This window comes from Chitinophaga sp. RAB17 (genome assembly GCF_052114225.1).
GTDB lineage: Bacteria > Bacteroidota > Bacteroidia > Chitinophagales > Chitinophagaceae > Chitinophaga.
This window is the reverse complement of the sequence record NZ_JBFREI010000001.1, coordinates 520573-537455: the sequence shown is the minus strand read 5'-3', so window position 1 is coordinate 537455 and position 16883 is coordinate 520573. Positions and strand designations below refer to the sequence as shown.

At 45.4% G+C, this 16883-nt stretch carries 13 protein-coding genes; 9 read left to right on the top strand and 4 right to left on the bottom strand.

The window, feature by feature from the left end; translation table 11 throughout:
- Complete coding sequence (locus AB4Z08_RS01895; protein ID WP_441572075.1) at positions 1 to 540, bottom strand: dihydrofolate reductase family protein; 540 nt, start codon at positions 538 to 540, stop codon at positions 1 to 3.
- Positions 541 to 720: 180 nt separating this feature from the next.
- Here AB4Z08_RS01895 and AB4Z08_RS01890 point away from each other — a divergent pair, with 180 nt between their 5' ends.
- Complete coding sequence (locus AB4Z08_RS01890) at positions 721 to 906, top strand: hypothetical protein (protein WP_441572074.1); 186 nt, start codon at positions 721 to 723, stop codon at positions 904 to 906.
- Here the strand turns inward: AB4Z08_RS01890 and AB4Z08_RS01885 are convergent.
- Entirely contained in the window at positions 899 to 1714 is an 816-nt protein-coding gene (locus AB4Z08_RS01885; protein WP_441572073.1) for a DUF6597 domain-containing transcriptional factor, read from the bottom strand. The genes AB4Z08_RS01890 and AB4Z08_RS01885 overlap by 8 nt on opposite strands.
- Positions 1715 to 1838: 124 nt before the next feature.
- On the opposite strand from AB4Z08_RS01885, the gene AB4Z08_RS01880 reads away from it, so the two are divergent.
- From AB4Z08_RS01880 to rpiA, 3 genes are all read left to right on the top strand, one after another.
- Complete coding sequence (locus AB4Z08_RS01880) at positions 1839 to 2765, top strand: YihY/virulence factor BrkB family protein (RefSeq protein ID WP_441572072.1); 927 nt, start codon at positions 1839 to 1841, stop codon at positions 2763 to 2765.
- A 263-nt stretch (positions 2766 to 3028) separates the two neighbouring features.
- Positions 3029 to 5479 carry a glycosyl hydrolase family 95 catalytic domain-containing protein gene (locus AB4Z08_RS01875; RefSeq protein WP_441572071.1) on the top strand — a complete coding sequence of 817 codons (2451 nt, stop codon included), beginning with the start codon at positions 3029 to 3031 and terminating at the stop codon, positions 5477 to 5479.
- A 63-nt stretch (positions 5480 to 5542) separates the two neighbouring features.
- Positions 5543 to 6244 carry a ribose-5-phosphate isomerase RpiA gene (rpiA, locus tag AB4Z08_RS01870; RefSeq protein WP_441572070.1) on the top strand — a complete coding sequence of 234 codons (702 nt, stop codon included), beginning with the start codon at positions 5543 to 5545 and terminating at the stop codon, positions 6242 to 6244.
- On the opposite strand, the gene AB4Z08_RS01865 is transcribed toward rpiA, so the two are convergent.
- Positions 6232 to 8982, bottom strand: a complete 2751-nt coding sequence (locus AB4Z08_RS01865; RefSeq protein ID WP_441572069.1) for a family 78 glycoside hydrolase catalytic domain — start codon at positions 8980 to 8982, stop codon at positions 6232 to 6234. The two genes, rpiA and AB4Z08_RS01865, sit on opposite strands and share 13 nt — an antisense overlap.
- 123 nt (positions 8983 to 9105) lie before the next feature.
- Here AB4Z08_RS01865 and AB4Z08_RS01860 point away from each other — a divergent pair, with 123 nt between their 5' ends.
- The 4 genes from AB4Z08_RS01860 to AB4Z08_RS01845 all read left to right on the top strand — a co-directional run bounded on the left by AB4Z08_RS01860 (position 9106) and on the right by AB4Z08_RS01845 (position 12304).
- Positions 9106 to 9648: a TetR/AcrR family transcriptional regulator gene (locus AB4Z08_RS01860; protein WP_441572068.1), complete on the top strand. Its 543-nt coding sequence runs from the start codon at positions 9106 to 9108 to the stop codon at positions 9646 to 9648.
- Between the two features lie 260 nt (positions 9649 to 9908).
- Positions 9909 to 10349, top strand: a complete 441-nt coding sequence (locus AB4Z08_RS01855) for a nuclear transport factor 2 family protein (RefSeq protein ID WP_441572067.1) — start codon at positions 9909 to 9911, stop codon at positions 10347 to 10349.
- 127 nt (positions 10350 to 10476) lie between these two features.
- Positions 10477 to 11379 (top strand): AraC family transcriptional regulator, encoded by a 903-nt coding sequence (locus AB4Z08_RS01850; RefSeq protein ID WP_441572066.1) that lies wholly within the window; start codon positions 10477 to 10479, stop codon positions 11377 to 11379.
- Between the two features lie 85 nt (positions 11380 to 11464).
- A complete protein-coding gene (locus AB4Z08_RS01845; protein ID WP_441572065.1) occupies positions 11465 to 12304 on the top strand; it encodes an oxidoreductase in 840 nt (279 codons plus the stop codon).
- 104 nt (positions 12305 to 12408) lie between these two features.
- Here AB4Z08_RS01845 and AB4Z08_RS01840 read toward each other — a convergent pair whose 3' ends face one another.
- The gene (locus tag AB4Z08_RS01840) at positions 12409 to 14526 is read right to left on the bottom strand and encodes a DNA topoisomerase 3 (RefSeq protein ID WP_441572064.1); all 2118 of its coding nucleotides are present in this window, start codon (positions 14524 to 14526) and stop codon (positions 12409 to 12411) included.
- A gap of 153 nt (positions 14527 to 14679) precedes the next feature.
- Here AB4Z08_RS01840 and AB4Z08_RS01835 point away from each other — a divergent pair, with 153 nt between their 5' ends.
- Complete coding sequence (locus tag AB4Z08_RS01835; RefSeq protein WP_441572063.1) at positions 14680 to 16878, top strand: S41 family peptidase; 2199 nt, start codon at positions 14680 to 14682, stop codon at positions 16876 to 16878.
- The last annotated feature ends 5 nt before the right edge of the window (positions 16879 to 16883 follow it).

The window sequence follows — 16883 nt, the reverse complement described above, 5'->3', positions numbered from 1 at the left end:
TCACAAACCCGTAATTCTTTCATAATGCAGTTCCAGCACACTGCTGCTGTAAGTCTTGGTAGCGCTTAGCTTAAACACTTTTTCCATCGGTATTCCACCGAACAATGGCAAGCCATCTCCCAGTACTACCGGTATTACATGGAGGATCATTTCATCTATCAGGTCTGCCTGCAATAGTGCACCATTCAGCTGTCCGCCTCCTGCCAGCCAGATATCTTTCCCATCTGCTTTTTTCAGTCCGGTTACAAATTCAATGATGTCCCTGCTGATGAATTGTACAAACTCCGTATCAACATGTATGCTGTCCCGCGTAAAAACATAGTTGGTTTTATCCGGGTAGGGGTATGTTTCACTGAGTCTCAGTACATCTTTATATGTATTGTTCCCCATCAGTGTGGTGTCGATAGTAGCCAGGAATTCCGCATAACCGTAGTCGGTTCCCTCGGGATTGGGGAATCCGGTGAGCCATTCTATTTTTCCTTCCCTGGTAGCAATGTATCCGTCCAGGCTGACCGCAGTATATACTTTGATTTTCCGCATCTTTTTTTACAAAGGTGAGGTATTGGAAGATATAAAAATTGTACAAAATTTCCGATTGTTTTGATCGGCGGAAAGTCAGTGTGAGAAGTGGTTGTGTGAGATGATAGGGTGATAAAAAATATCTGTACCAGTGTTTTTTTTGTGTCCGGCAAGATATTATTTTTGAGAAATTTTAAGGATATGGATCTTTCAGGATGGCAGCAGGTATTGGCCCAATTGAATACGATGAGCAATATGCTGGAAGCATTGGAGTTGAAGCTGAATGTGGTGGATATCCGGGTAGATTTGATGGAGACCCGGTTTGACTACCGTTTTGATCTGATAGATGAACACCTGGCATTTATAAATGACCGCGGGATTACATAAATATCGTATTCGGAAACGTTGTCTGCACCCGTTGTTTCCTCACCGCTGATCTGTAGGCGGACGGCGTCATCCCGGCAAATGCTTTAAACACGCGGATAAAATGCGCCTGGTCATAAAACCCATTATCATACGCCACCGTTGTTAACGGTATCTCCGGCGCAGCTGCCATTTGTGTCACTGCGGTATTCACCAAAGTAAGCTGTGTATATTTTTTCGGCGGCATGCCCAGAACAGTGCCACTGGTTTGAATATATTTTTTGGAAGAAATCAGTTTATCGGAAATATGTGATTTGATAGATCCTTTATGTAAGGATGGTCGCTGTTGCATGGCCAGGATTTCTTCCGGAATGATATGAGGCCGGGCCATGCGTAACAGGAATTTTTCCAGGACACGGATTTTTTCCGTAGGAGCAGGCGTAGCTTCCAGTTCCGTGATTAAAGCCAGCGCAGCCTCTCCCCATATGGTTTGTAGTGTTCGTGGTTGTCCGTTTAACTTCGCAGCAGAAAAACCAAATAGACGATAGAGGCCAAATGGTTTCAGCATAATACCGAGTGCAGCATAATGTCCCTGTGCCCTGGTAACGGTAGGCCGGGAGAGTACACCGGTGACGCCACCGGCGCGGGGATAACCAAATCTTTGCTGCTGCTGATTAGTAATGGAAAGATGCGCTCCAAAGTTAATGATCAGCTCCTGGTGCAGGAAGGGAATGTTATAGGCTTTTAATTGTACGGTTGCGGCTTCATGATACCAGATATAATCAATAGCTTCACGTAGTTCATTTTTGGGTATGTATATGTGCGCATTCATATGTTGCAAAAATACGGATTCGGCTACCGGTTTTTACATTTTTTAATGATGGCCAAATAATCAATATCAGCGCAATGAGCGCTGAAGGAAATTAATCAGTAAATTGGGGCTTAATCGGGCAGGCATGGAAACGGTTACAACAGAGAAAATTTTACCCCGCTGGCAGTTATTTCTGCTTTCTTTTAAAGACGCATATAAGGAGCTACAAGCGAATGACCCACTCCGCATGGCGGGAGCAACGGCATTTTTTACCACATTTGCTTTGCCTGCTATTCTTATTATTATCATACAACTGTTACGTATTATTTTCCGGATACAACATCCAGGTAGGCGGTTGATGGTACAGCTGGAAGGTATGTTTGGTGTGGAAACTACGGAGGCTATCCTGCAAACGCTGAAGGCGTTCCGGAGTATCGCTCAAAACTGGATTATCGCCATCTGCGGTTTTATTTTTTTACTATTTGTAGCCACTACACTCTTTAAAATTATTAAAGGTTCGCTCAATGAATTGTGGAAAGTAAGAGCTATTCACAAAGAGAACTTTGGTCAGATCATGTTGTCCCGCCTGAAAGCGGTGCTGGTCATTATTTTTGCCGGCATATTATTTATCATTGACCTGGTAGCCGAAGCCGCCCGCATTTTTCTGGGTAAGTATGTTACGCTATATGTACCGGCGCTGGGTATTTATTATGACAGTGCGCTCAATTATGTTATCTCTATCATCATCGTTACCATTTGGTTTTTCCTGGTTTTCAATTTTTTACCTGATGGACGTCCGCAGTGGAAAGTAGGACTCACAGGTGCATTGGTAACCAGTATCCTGTTTAATATCGGTAAAGCCATCCTGAAGGTAATGCTCACCTATAGTAGTATCAACAGCATCTACGGCGCTTCGGCATCTACCGTTTTACTTTTGTTGTTTATGTTTTATTCCTCATTGATCTTTTATTTCGGGGCCTGTTTCACGGATTCCTGGGGAACCCGCACGGACCGCCCCGTGCATCCCCTGCACAACGCCAGCCGTTATGAAATTACGGTAGCGGAAGAATAGTCCTTATCAATACGGGGCTAGCCTCCAGAGGAGGGCACAAGGAGGACAGTACACGATTTTTTTTGTCTTTGTTCAGGATTATACTGATTTTCCGGATTCTATTTTTTTGATTTAAAAAGATAAAGAAGTAATCATCAAAATCAGTATAATCCTGGACAAAGACAAAATCCGCTTCCGATACAGAATTCACATTTTTTAATGACTAATTCGCAATTCGCCTTTCCCGCTCCCGCTGCAACATTATTTTATATATCTTGATGCATATGAACTGCAAGCTATATTCCACACTACAAACTGCACTTTTATTGGGCGCATTGACGTTGTCTGCGCAATCTGATGTAACCATACGTTTCAATGAACCTGCACGTCATTTTACGGCATCTGCCCCCCTGGGCAATGGACGTTTAGGGGCCATGGTATTTGGAAATACCAACAGGGAGCGTATTGTATTAAATGAAATATCTATGTGGACTGGCGGCATCCAGGACGCAGATAGTAAAGAAGCGGCCGCCTACCTGCCACAAATCCAGCAACTGTTATTACAGGGTAAAAATATTGAAGCGCAGAAAATGTTGCAGCAATATTTTATCTGCCAGGGCCCGGGCTCCGGCAGTGGTAATGGCGCCAATGTTAAATTTGGTTGCTATCAAACGCTGGGGGATCTTTTCATTCAATGGAAAGATACGGTGTCGGATATACGTAATTATCAGCGTCAGTTGAAACTGGATAGTGCCATCAGCACCCTGAGCTGGGAGAGGAATGACGTAGCGTATAAAGAAGAAGTACTGGTGTCTGCCCCGCAACAGGTAACGGTGGTACGTTTGGTGGCCAGCAAACCTGGCAGCCTGTCATTTACTACTGGATTATATCGTAAAGAACGGGCCAATATCAACCTTGTGAATGGTGCATTAATCATGAGTGGAACCTTAAACGGAGGCAATGGAGATACAGGCGTAAAATATGCCGCTGTACTGAAAGTGATTTCCAAAGGCGGTACCAGAACAGAAAACAAAGATCAACTAACGATTAACGGCGCAGATGAATGTATTTTGCTGATCGCTGCCCGCACCAATATGAACTGGCCCCATGTGGAAACACCGGGACCGGATCCGCTGCCGAAAACAGTGGCCGATATTACAAAAGCAGCCACAGTATCCTGGCCGGCACTGGTGCAGTCGCATGTAAAAGACTATACTTCCTTTTTTAACCGTTGTCAGCTTTCTTTCACAGATAACAGCAACGATGCGGTAAAAGGGTTGTCTACCATTGATCGCCTGCAACGTTTGCAGCAGGGCGAAAAAGATGCTTCACTGGTATCGCTGTATTTTAATTTTGGTCGTTACCTGCTCATCAGCTCTTCCCGCAACGGCGGGATGCCGGCTAATCTGCAGGGACTGTGGGCAGAAGAATACCAGACGCCCTGGAATGGCGATTATCACCTCGATATCAACGTGGAAATGAACTATTGGCCGGCAGAAGTCACGAACCTGTCCGATTGTCACCAGCCGTTATTTACCCTGGCTTCCCAAATGGCCAAATACGGTGAGCGCACTGCCCGCACCTATTATAAAGCCAATGGCTGGATGGCACACGTTATCAATAATCCCTGGGGATTCACCTCTCCCGGTGAAGGAGCCAGCTGGGGATCTGCATTAACCGGCGGGGCCTGGGTAGCTTCCCATCTCTGGAAACATTACCAGTATACCAACGATAAAAAGTTTTTGCAGGAGATATATCCGGTATTGAAAGGAGCGGCCACTTTTTTTAAAGAGATCCTGATTACCGAGCCTTCTCATCAGTGGCTGGTAACGGCGCCTTCCAACTCACCGGAGAATTCTTATATACTGCCCAATGGACAGGAAGGACAAACCTGCATGGGCCCTACTATGGACATGCAGATTTGCAGAGACTTACTGGGTTCTAACCTGGAAGCAGCCCGTATCCTGCAAACGGATAAAGCCTGGGCCGATAGTTTGAAAATAGTACTGGCCAGGCTCGCGCCTAATCAGATCAGTCCAACTACCGGTGGGGTACAGGAGTGGCTGGAAGATTATAAAGAAGCAGACCCGCATCACCGTCACGTATCCCCCTTATACGGCTTGTATCCTTACGATGAAATTACACCGTGGGATACCCCTGAAATGGCTGCTGCTGCGAAGAAAACGTTGCTCAGAAGAGGGGATGGTGCTACCGGGTGGTCCCGTGCCTGGAAAGTGGCTTTCTGGGCCCGTTTGGGTGATGGCAACCATGCCTATAAAATGCTGAAAGAATTATGGGTGCCTGCTGCTGCCGGTAGCGATATCAGTATGAGTTCCGGCGCGGGTACGTATGCGAACCTGTTCTGCGCGCATCCGCCTTTCCAGATAGATGGTAACCTGGGTGCTACTGCTGGCATTGCGGAGATGCTGTTACAAAGCCATGGCAAAGAAAATATTATCCGCTTATTGCCTGCACTGCCGGATGGAGAACAGTTTGCTGCCGGTCGCATTAAAGGACTACGTGCGGTAAATGATTTCGTGATAGATTTTAGCTGGAAAAACAAAAGGGTGGAAGAAGTAAGTATCCATTCCGGTAGCGGCGTTGCCTGCAAAATGTTGTTGCCACAAACTGCTGTGGTAAAGGATCGTAATGGAGTAGCTGTACCACATCAGTATAAAGACGGGGTGTTAAGCTTTAATACAAAGAAGGGCATGAGCTATCGAATAACGGTATAATCCTGAGAAAGACAAAAAACGCATAATGAAAAAAAACAGATCTTTGTCATTCAATATCCTGACATGGAAGATCTGAAACAAGTGGCTGCAAAGGCGGCAATGGACTTTATAAAACCTGGTCAAATTATAGGTTTAGGTGCAGGCTCTACAATTGCGCACCTGGTTAATTTTTTGAAAGAAGAGGTAACATTGGCTAAAAGTATTACTACGGTTACCTCTTCTTTTAATACCCGACAACTCCTGCTGGAGAATGGTTTTTACATCAGGGATATCAGTGAGGTATCCCAACTGGATATTTATTTTGATGGCTGCGATCAGTTTGATCATCAGCTGAATGCCCTGAAAAGTGGAGGCGGTATACACACCCGTGAGAAGCTGCTGGCGGCTATGGCAGATAAGTTTATCCTGATTGGTGATGGCGCAAAATATGTAGGGCAGTTATATACTACTTTTCCGGTGGTGATAGAAGTGATACCGGAAGCCGTGCCATTTGTGCTGCAACAACTGAAGAAAATATTTTCACTGGCCAATCCGGTGATCCGGATGAGCAACAAAAAAGATGGGGCCGTGATTACAGAAAATGGCAACCTGCTCATTGATATCTGGTTCCGTTCCTTCCCGCCATTAGACAGTCTTAATCATCGTTTAAAGGAAATTCCCGGTATCCTGGAAACTTCGCTTTTCTACAATATGGCGCATGCTGCTATCATCGCGGGAAAGAAAGGAATAGAGATTATCAGAAAGGATCCTGCTTATCTAATCTGAAACGTTTTTGTTCCAGCGGTAATATGGTAGCGTAATCCTTTGTCAGTGTTTTGTGTGATCACCGGTTGATCATTTTCATATATTTTTTGTTTGGGAGAGATGTGAAAGTAAATGTCTGCACTGGCATTTGCAGGCACTATTACATGGTAGCTGATCGCGTCGCCTTTTCTTTCCCAGGCAGAATTAACCGTGCCATAGGGGCTTTCGTGGCTGGCTTCAAAATGATCGAGGCCATTTACAAAATTGGGTGACAGCAATATGTTTTTAAATCCGGGTGCAGCTTCATCCGGTTTAATGCCTGCAATGCCTTTATACATCCAGCCGCCTATTTCGCCAAACATAATATGGTTGCGTGACAGATCGGAGGCGGCGTTGATATCCCAGTTTTCAAACAGGGTGGTAGCGCCATTCATGATCCACCAGCCCCATGAAGGGAAGCTGCGCTGGGCCGCTAATTTGTATGCTACATCTGCATATCCGTTTTCACTTAAGGCATTCAGGATACTTTTAGTTCCCAGCAAACCTACATCCAGGTGGAAGTTGTCTGCGGCTACTCTTTCTGCAAGTTTGGCGGCTACCTTACTTTTCATGTTATCAGGAACCAGGCCCCAGTACAAAGCAACACTCTGTTCTGTTTGTACGCCTTCTCCATAAATACCGGTAGTGGTATTCAGGTATTTGGCATTAAATGCATTTTTGATCTTTGCTGCCAGTGTACTGTATTTCGTATAGTCAGCAGCGTTTCCAAATAGTTTCGCGGCTTTTGCCAGGATTAATGCATCTGCATAGTAATAGGCAGAGGAGGTAAATTCTACCGGCGATTTTGATTTCACCGGTACCCAGTCGCCCAGGCCCCAGGTAGTTAAGCCGGATGGACTGATTGCTGTGATATGATCTACATAGCGGCGTATGTGATCGTAGGAAACGGATAACAGGGTAGTGTCGCCGTAAAACAAATAGATGTTCCATGGAATAATGGCAATGGTGCTGGTCCAGTCGGGACCATTACCCCATTCATAGCCCCAGCCACCGGTAGGAATAATGGAAGGTAACACGCCATTGGGTTGTTGTTCATCGCGATGGTCAGCCAGCCATTTTTCATAAATAGTGATGCCATCAAAATTATACAGACCTGTTTCTATGGCAATCTGCGCATCACCGGTCCAGCCATTTTTTTCACGTTGCGGGCAATCGGTCGGATAGCCGAACAGGTTGGAGAGATAGGCGTTGTTGGTGGCCCACCATAATTTGTTGATCATGGTGTCGGAGCCATTTATTTTTCCGGCAGGAGGTACGTTGCTGTGCATGAAATAGCCGGTCAGACTTTCCTTCGTCAGTTTCACCGGTTTGTTGCTGCTTACTTCCACATATTGAAAGCCTTTGTAGTTAAAGCGGGGCATAAAAGATTCCTCGCCTTTGCCGCTCAGGGTAAAGATGTCTGTTTGAAAAGGATCTGTATCATCAGTAGGGCGATAATGCACCACGATGTTGGATAGGTCCACGAAGCCTTTTTTATCCAGCTGTTCGCCGTGTTTCAGTTTAATGACAGTGCCTTCCGCGCCACTCACCCGGATTTTGCTGACACCGGCAATATTTCTGCCGAGGTCAAATACCCAGGTGTTGTCGTTCAGCTGTGTCATATTTGCCACTGGAATTTCTTCCACATTTTCTATGGGATATAATTGCTGGGAAACAATATTCTTAGAAGGAGCGGAACGGAAAATAACGTGCTGCCATTTCTGGTCATCGAAGTTGGCGGTATTCCATCCTGGTTGGTCGCGGCGGGCGTCATAATGTTCTGCTGTGTAGATGCTGTTGAAAACGATAGGGCCTGGCGCCGTTTTCCAGTCTTTCCCTGTGGTGATGGTTTCCACGCTGCCATCGGTATAGGTAATGCGCAGGTCCATGCAAAAAGCGGGTCTGCCGCGCCAGGGGGCGTTGTGGAAGTTCCATACGGCAGTAGACTGATGATTGTACCACCCGTTGCCTAGCATTACACCTATGGCGTTTTTGCCTTGTTGCAGGAGTGGGGTTACGTCATAGGTAACATATAGCGTGCGGCGGTCAAATCGGGTGTACATGGGATCCAGGCGATGGTTACCGGCTTTTTGTCCGTTGATATATAACTCATATAATCCGGCTACAGCAATATAGGCCCGTGCTGACTGAATCGATTTAGCAGCTGTGAAATTTTTTCGGAAGTTGGCGGCAGCTTTCAATTTTACATTGTCGTCATCACTGATCCAGGCGCCTTTCCAGTTGCTGCTGTTCACCATGCCTGTTTCAAACCAGGAATGGGTAGCGGGTAATCTGCGGCCGTCCTTATCCCATACTTCCACACTCCAGTAGTATCTTGTAAAGGATTGTAAAGCTTTACCGGTATAGGCTACCAGCATGTCGGCCGTATTTACTTTGCCGGAGGTCCATACAGGTGCTGACTCCAGTTTAAGCGAGTCCGTTGCTACGCGGATCTGGTAAGCCGTTTGGCGTGCGCCACTGCGGCTGTCTGCCAATAACCACGACAGGCGCGGATGAACGGCATCTATGCCCAGCGGGGTAGGTAGGTGTTCGCATTTTAAGGCTGCAGCCTTGCTGTCCAGGGGAGTTTCCGGCCCCGTCAGTGTATAGGCATCCAGGGAGACGTGCCTGGTGGCCGTGAGTGCATGGCCACGTACCGTTAAACCAACAAAAAAGATTAAAATAAAAGACAGAACCAGGTTCCTGAATGTTGAATGCATGCTTGGCTTACGTTTAATTAATATTAATCTGCGACAAGATAATACAAGTCGCTCTTTTTTTTACCTGTTTTATGCAAATGGAAATAAAGATAGATCGATCTGTCTTTTTTGTACCTTTGTGTGATGAAAAAGAAGATAGGCGATCCAAAGCAGCGTTTATTGGAAACTGCTACTAACCTGTTCTATAACCAGGGTTATCACGCCACTGGTATTAACCAGGTAATAGAAGAAGCCGGTGTGGCAAGGGCCAGTCTGTATATGCACTATGAATCCAAAGAATCCCTGCTCCTGGCATTTTTAAATCAGCGTCATGTGGATTGGATGTCGGGCTTAAAAGCTTTCACCGATAAGGCCACCAAGCCTAAGGAAAAGATTCAGTCGGCCTTTGATTTCCTTGCTGATAATAATGAGAGAGAACATTTCAGGGGATGTGCTTTCCTGAATATCCTGTCGGAAACAACGGACAAAGATGCAGCGGTGCTAACCGTGATCCAGGATCATAAGAAAGACCTGCGTGCTTTTCTGGGTGATATTCTTACCAAAGAAAAACAGGTTGTGAAAGATCATGTGTACCTGTTGTTCGAATCTGCGATAGTGGAAAGTCAGCTTTACCGTAACCAGTGGCCGGTGCAGGAAGCGAAGAAGGTGGTGAGCGGCTTGTTGTAGGCAACCGGGAAGATTCACTTCTTCCGAAAAAAATAAAAAAAGATAGATCGATCTGTCTGTTTTTGAAATATTCGTTTTATCTTTGTGAAGGAAATGAGTAACAACGGATGATGCAACGGACTTGTTGATGGCCAGGATATAAGCGTATCAGGGATGTAGATGTATACACAAAATTAAAAGATGCCGGCGCGTCTTTTTTTTAATCATCTTAAATAGACAGATCGATCTATCTAAATATTTATTACTTAAATTAATTTATCATGGAACAGAAATTCCCCCTTCCCCCGTTTACACGGGAAACAGCCCTGCAGAAAGTACAACTGGCAGAAGATGCCTGGAACAGCAGGGATCCGCAAAAAGTTTCATTAGTATATACGCAGGATACAGTGTGGCGCAACCGCGATCAGTTTCTCAACGGCAGGGAAGAAGTGGTAGCCTTTCTCACAAAAAAATGGGAAAAGGAACTGGACTATAAACTGAAAAAAGAACTCTGGAGTTTTACAGACAATCACATTGCAGTATGTTTTGAATACGAATGGCATGACCATGCCGGTAATTGGTTCCGATCTTACGGCAATGAGCTCTGGGAATTTAATGAAAATGGTTTGATGCAACGGAGATTAGCCGCCATCAACGATGTAGCGATCAAAAGCACCGAACGGAAATTCCGGGAACCGGAAGATATGGTGCTGGCCTGTTAAATAAAAGGAACATTAACACTGGGCAGACAGGAAATGATATCCTGTCTGGCCCCTTCATAAAATCGTCACCTGCATCCCTATTATCCGGGCAGGACAAAATCCGCATTGAATTTTGTAACTTTGATAAATGAGTAAGACAGAAACGTTACAGGAGTTTTATCAACACAAATTCAGTGCAGTACCTGAAACGCTGCAGCATGATATCGGTCATTTTAATGTGTTCCGTATGGAAGACTGTATTATTGACGGGCGTGTGATGGTGAAATACAGTCGCCGCGACTTCTATAAGGTAAGTCTGGTGAGAGGACATAACCTTTTTCATTATGCCGATAAAACGGTAGAAGTAAAGGGTAGTACACTTATCTTCTTTAATCCACAGGTGCCTTATGCCTGGGAATCCTTGTCAGGAGAAAGTCTCGGCTATTTCTGTATATTCAAGGAGTCCTTTTTTACAGGTGCCAACAGGAGTAATATTCATGATTTGCCTATGATGGTGCCAGGCGGAATTCCATCTTACCAGCTTAATAAAACACAGGACAAAGAAGTAGCACAGTTATTTAAAAAGATGTTGTCCGAAATCAGCTCTGACTATGTGTACAAGTATGATCTGTTACGGAGCTACCTGACGGAAATTATGCACTATGCGCTTAAAATGCAGCCGTCTGAAATGCTGTACCAGCATGCAGATGCCAGGTCCCGCATTACCTCGGTATTTACCGATTTACTGGAACGACAGTTCCCGATTGAATCGCCCGCACAGCGCTTTGCGTTGAGGTCGGCCAACGACTTTGCCAAACAGTTATCCGTACATGTAAATCACCTGAACCGTGCTATCCGGGAAACCACTGGTAAAACCACCACGGCGCATATTGCTGAACGGCTTACCAGCGAAGCAAAAGCCCTATTGAAGCATACCAACTGGAATATATCAGAAATCAGTTACGCCCTTGGTTTTGAAGAACCTGCCCATTTCAACAACTTTTTTAAGAAACAAACCAGCATTACTCCCGGTGCTTTCCGGATTGTTTGAATTTTGCAATGAATGGTTTGATTAGTGTAACGACCGGGAGGTATTCCTGATCTACTTTTGTGTTAACAAAAAAAGCACAAAGATCATGGACAACAACAAAATATGGTTTGTAACCGGCGCTTCCAAGGGATTAGGCCGTTCGCTCGTTCTGCAATTATTAGATCAGGGATATAAGGTAGCTGCTACTTCCCGTAGCATCGATGACCTGCGCAAGCTTTCTACTGCTGCCGATTTTCTCCCGCTGGCGGTAGACCTGAAAAGTGAAACCAGCGTAAAAGAAGCCGTAGCGGCTACCATCCGCCAGTTTGGCCGTATAGATGTATTGGTTAACAACGCCGGCTACGGACAGGTAGGTGGCCTGGAAGAACTGTCTGATGCAGAAGTACGTGCTAACTTTGATGTGAATGTATTCGGACTCTTAAATGTAACCCGCGCGATATTACCACATATGAGGGCACAACAATCCGGACATATCTTCAACATTTCTTCTATTGCAGGTTTCACCGGCACTTTCCCCGGCTTCGGCGTGTATTGCGCTACCAAATTTGCAGTAGATGGATTGTCTGAATCATTGTCTGCCGAAACAAAACCATTCGGTATCAAAGTAACTATCGTATCACCGGGCTATTTCAGGACTGATTTTCTCGCTTCCGGTTCACTGGGTGTGCCTGCACAGCCAATAGCTGCCTACCAGGCGGTACGCGATGTACAAAATGCGCATCAGCATGAGATCAATGGTAATCAGGCCGGTGATCCTGAGAAAGCAGTAGCTGCTATTATTAACGTAGCCGCTGTTGAAAATGCACCGTTGCATCTATTCCTCGGTGAAGATGCTTATGGTATGGCTTATCAGAAAATGGATGCAATAAAAGCAGATCTGGAAACGTGGAAAGAAGTGACCGTGAACACGGCGATTGAAGCGTAGTTTCTGCGGATTGTCTTTACCAGGATTATACTGCTTTCCGGATTTTTGATTTCTAACTTCAAAAATCCGGAAAGTAGTATAATCCTGAACAAAGACAAAAAAACTTATTCTATACTAACATTGAAGTCTGCTCCCAGCACCAGCTTCCCTTCTTTCTCCTCGCTGCTACCGGGCATTTTCAGCCCCTTGATCTTAGCAGTTTTCCCTTTGCTAACCAGGTCAGCTACCTGTTTGTCGTTGAGTTTTTTGCCCAGCATTTCAAAAGGAAGTTTGAATCCACATTCCTTGAAATTAGCGCAGCCATAGGCCGTATTGCCTTTTTTGAGTAAATGTGTTTTGCATTTGGGGCAGGACATCTCTTCGATGACCACCACTTTTTTGGGTTTGGGTTCTTTTTTTACCTTTTCCTTTTCCGGTGGCGCTGGTGGTGGATCGGGCGCAATGGTGATGAACTTATAGCTGGATGTTTTTACTTCTTTGGTCAGGTCTACCACCATTTGGATCAATTCATCCTTGAAGGTTTCCATAGCATACTCGCCTTTTTCTATGAGGCGGAGTTTGCGTTCCCACTGACCGGTGAGTTCGGGACTTTTCAGCAGTTCTGTTTGTATGGTATCGATGAGGTCTATGCCTGTTTGGGTGGCATAGATATTCTTCTTTTTCTTTTCTATATATTTTCTGCGAAACAGGGTTTCAATAATATTGGCGCGGGTAGAAGGCCGGCCAATACCATTATCTTTCAACATTTCGCGTAAATCCTCATCATCTACCTGTTTACCTGCTGTTTCCATGGCTCTGAGTAAAGTAGCTTCTGTAAAGGCTTTGGGAGGAGTGGTTTTTCCCTGGTGTATCCTGGGGGTATGCGGACCACTTTCCCCTACTTCAAAGTGAGGCAATATTTTTTCTTCTTCTTCTCCTTCTTTTTTCTCTTTTACATCGTTGGCATATACTTCTTTCCACCCTGGTTCCAGGATTTGTTTACCGGTTACTTTAAAAGGTACCTGTCCTACTTTTCCGAGTACGGTGGTGTTGGAAATTTTACATTCCGGGTAGAAAGCGGCAATAAAGCGGCGGGCTACCAGGTCGTAGATACGTTTTTCTTCCAGTGGCAAACCGCCGGGGTGCATGCCGGTAGGGATGATGGCATGGTGATCTGTTACCTTTTTATCATCGAAAACGGTTTTCAGCTTAGGGATAGGATTTGCCAGCAGTGGTGCGGTGAGCGCACTGTAGGGTGTCATATCTGTTAATATCCCGGCAATTTTCGGGTGCAGGTCTTCCGAGAGGTAAGTGGTATCTACCCTGGGGTAGGTGGTCAGTTTTTTCTCGTAGAGGTTCTGAATATATTTGAGTGTATCGTCTGCGGAGAAGCCGAATTTTTTATTGGCTTCTACCTGTAGGGCGGTGAGGTCAAACAGGCGGGGATTACCTTCCTTGCCATCTTTTTTTTCGAAAGAAGTGACCTCAAATGGATGCTCCTGCAGATAGGCCAGCCCTTTGGCGGCTTTATCCGGACTTTTGAGCCGATCAATGGCGGCGGTGAACTCCGTTTCCCGGTAAATGGTTTTCAGCTCCCAGTAGTCTTCCGATACAAATGCATTGATTTCCTTTTGCCGTTGTACCAGCATGGCCAGCGTGGGGGTTTGTACGCGACCGATGGACAGTACCACTTTTCCCTGTGCAAACTTTTTGGTGAAAAGGCGGGTGGCATTCATGCCCAGGAGCCAGTCGCCGATAGCGCGTGCGCTGCCGGCAGCATACAGGTTATTGTATTGTTCTGACTCCTTCAGATGCAGGAAGCCATCACGGATGGCTTCCACGGTGAGCGAGGAAATCCAGAGTCTTTTAATGGGGGCTACACATTTTGCTTTCAGCAGTACCCAGCGTTGTATCAGTTCTCCTTCCTGGCCGGCATCCCCGCAGTTGATGACTTCTTCACATTGCTGTACCAGGGTTTCTATAATCTTAAACTGTTTTTGTACGCCTGAATTTTCAATCAGCTTAATACCGAAGCTGGGAGGTATCATGGGGAGGTCTTCCAGTCGCCAGAACTTCCATTGCTCGTAATAATCATGTGGTTCCTTCAGGGTGCAGAAATGTCCGAAAGTCCAGGTGACCTGGTAGCCATTGCCCTCATAGTAGCCATCTTTGCGTTGTTTAGCTCCGATCACTTCTGCAATATCCCTTGCCACGCTTGGTTTTTCAGCAATGCAAACTTTCATAATCGATTAAAATTGGGTAACAAATGTCGGATAAATAGTTCAAATGAATAGGGTACATCGTTAAAGTGATCATGATATCATTTTAACTTCTTTTACTCAATAATACCCACTAATTTAAGGTTGAAAGACAAATTTAAAAAACGCTTTTTTGTTATGCGCCCATTATTGTTAATCCTGTTCCTGTTTTTTTCTATTACTGTTATCGCACAAACGCGTCTTGATTTTGACGGAAGTTTTGAAGGTAAAGCAGCTTACGCTGGTTTACCAAATGGCTGGATGAAATGGGGGACCGGGTATCAGGTATCTATAGATGATTCCATCTATCACAGTGGGCACCGGTCATTGCGTATCAATTCTGTAGGAGAGAAACAAAAGAGTGATTTTGGCGTTGGTGCTATTGCCATCCCGGTGGACTTTGCCGGTAGTTCCGTGACATTGAATGGCTATCTGAAAATAGAACAGGTGGAGAATGGAGAAGTAGGGCTTTTTATGAGGATAGATGGAAAAGGGAGAATACTGGAATACAATGATATGAAACGGGAGCATATCTGTGGCACTGCCGACTGGAAGAAGTACAGCATCACGCTACCATTAAGGAAAGACGCCAGAACTGTTTATGTAGGTGCGGTCAGCAATGGCACCGGCAAACTGTGGGTCGATGACCTCGAAGTACTGGTAGATGGCAAACCGTTGAAAGATGCTCCACCAGCAGCGGTATACAAAGCAGATAGTGATACCGCTTTTGATAAAGGCTCCGGTATTCAGATCGCATCCCTTAGTCCCGAACAGCTGCAGTATATGGAGGTATTGGGAAAAATGTGGGGCTTCCTGAAATATTATCATCCTGCAGTAGGCGCCGGCAATTATAACTGGGATTATGAATTGTTCCGGATTTTGCCAGCGATATTAAATTGCCATAGTAAAGCCGAACGAAATAATACCCTGCTCGCCTGGGTCAATAAATTGACCATGCCGGCTAATCGAAACAAAGCTAACCGTATTGCCAGGGATAAAATAAAAATGCCTGCGGACCTGGCATGGATATCAGATGAAAAAGAGCTGGGTGCTCCTTTAACAGTGGTGTTGAAGAACATAGCGGACTTTAACAGGAGTGATGAGCATTATTACATTGGCACAGAATCCACCGGGAACGCGGAATTTAAGCATGAACGCAGCTATGGAGACATGCTGTATCCGGATGCAGGATTCCGCCTGCTGGCATTATTCCGCTATTGGAACATGATTCAATATTTCTATCCTTATAAATACCTGATCAGCGAAGGATGGAATAATAAACTGAGGGAATATCTTCCTTCCTTTGTTGCGGCAGCCGATGTGGAAGATTATCAGACTGCCTTGCTGCGGCTGATTTCAGATATACATGATTCTCATGCCGGTTTTTTCGGCCCGAACCTGTTTATCCGTAATCCCAATAAAATGAAAAACCTGCCGGTGTTGGTGAAATTTGTAGAAAATAAGCCCATTATCATAAAAGTAGGTGCCGGCGCAGGAGATCTGCGCAACGGAGATGTGATCACTGCGGTAAACGGTAAACCGGTAGCAGATATGGTAAAACAACTTTTGCCGATAACACCCGCTTCCAATTACGCTACGCAACTAAATAGATTAGAACGTTCGATTTTCAGAACAAAGGATAGCATATTGCAACTGGAATATGACAGAGATGGCAGTCTGCATACCACAATGGTTACAACACTTCCTTCTGTACAGGCGACGGTGGCTCCTGATCGCCCAGCCAGCTCCTGGAAACTGATCAGTAATGATGTGGGATATGTTTATCCGGGGCTTTTCAAAAATAACCAGATGGATAGTGTCATCGCGGCTTTTGCATCCACCCGTGGCATGGTGATCGATTTACGTTGTTATCCGTCCGATGATATGTTGAGTTCCCTGGCAGAATATGTATTGCCTCAATCGCAATCATTTGTAAAATTCACAGAGCCGAGCATTGAGTATCCGGGTGTATTTGTGAATATATTTGACTCGAAAGCCGGACATACAAATAAAGACTATTATAAAGGAAAAGTGATTATACTGGTAAATGCGAGCACACAAAGTAATGCGGAGTTTGTGACGATGGCGCTGCGACTGGCCCCTAAAGCGGTAGTACTGGGCAGCACTACCGCCGGTGCAGATGGCAATGTTTCCTACATCAAATTGCCCGGAGGAGTGGAAACTATTATCACAGGTTTAGGTGTGTATTATCCCGATGGCAGAGAAACACAGCGCGTTGGCATTATACCGGATATTGTGTTGGAACCAACAGTGAAGGGCATACGTGAAAACAGGGATGAGGTGCTGGAAAAAGCGTTGTCGCTGATCAGGGAGTAGCACCT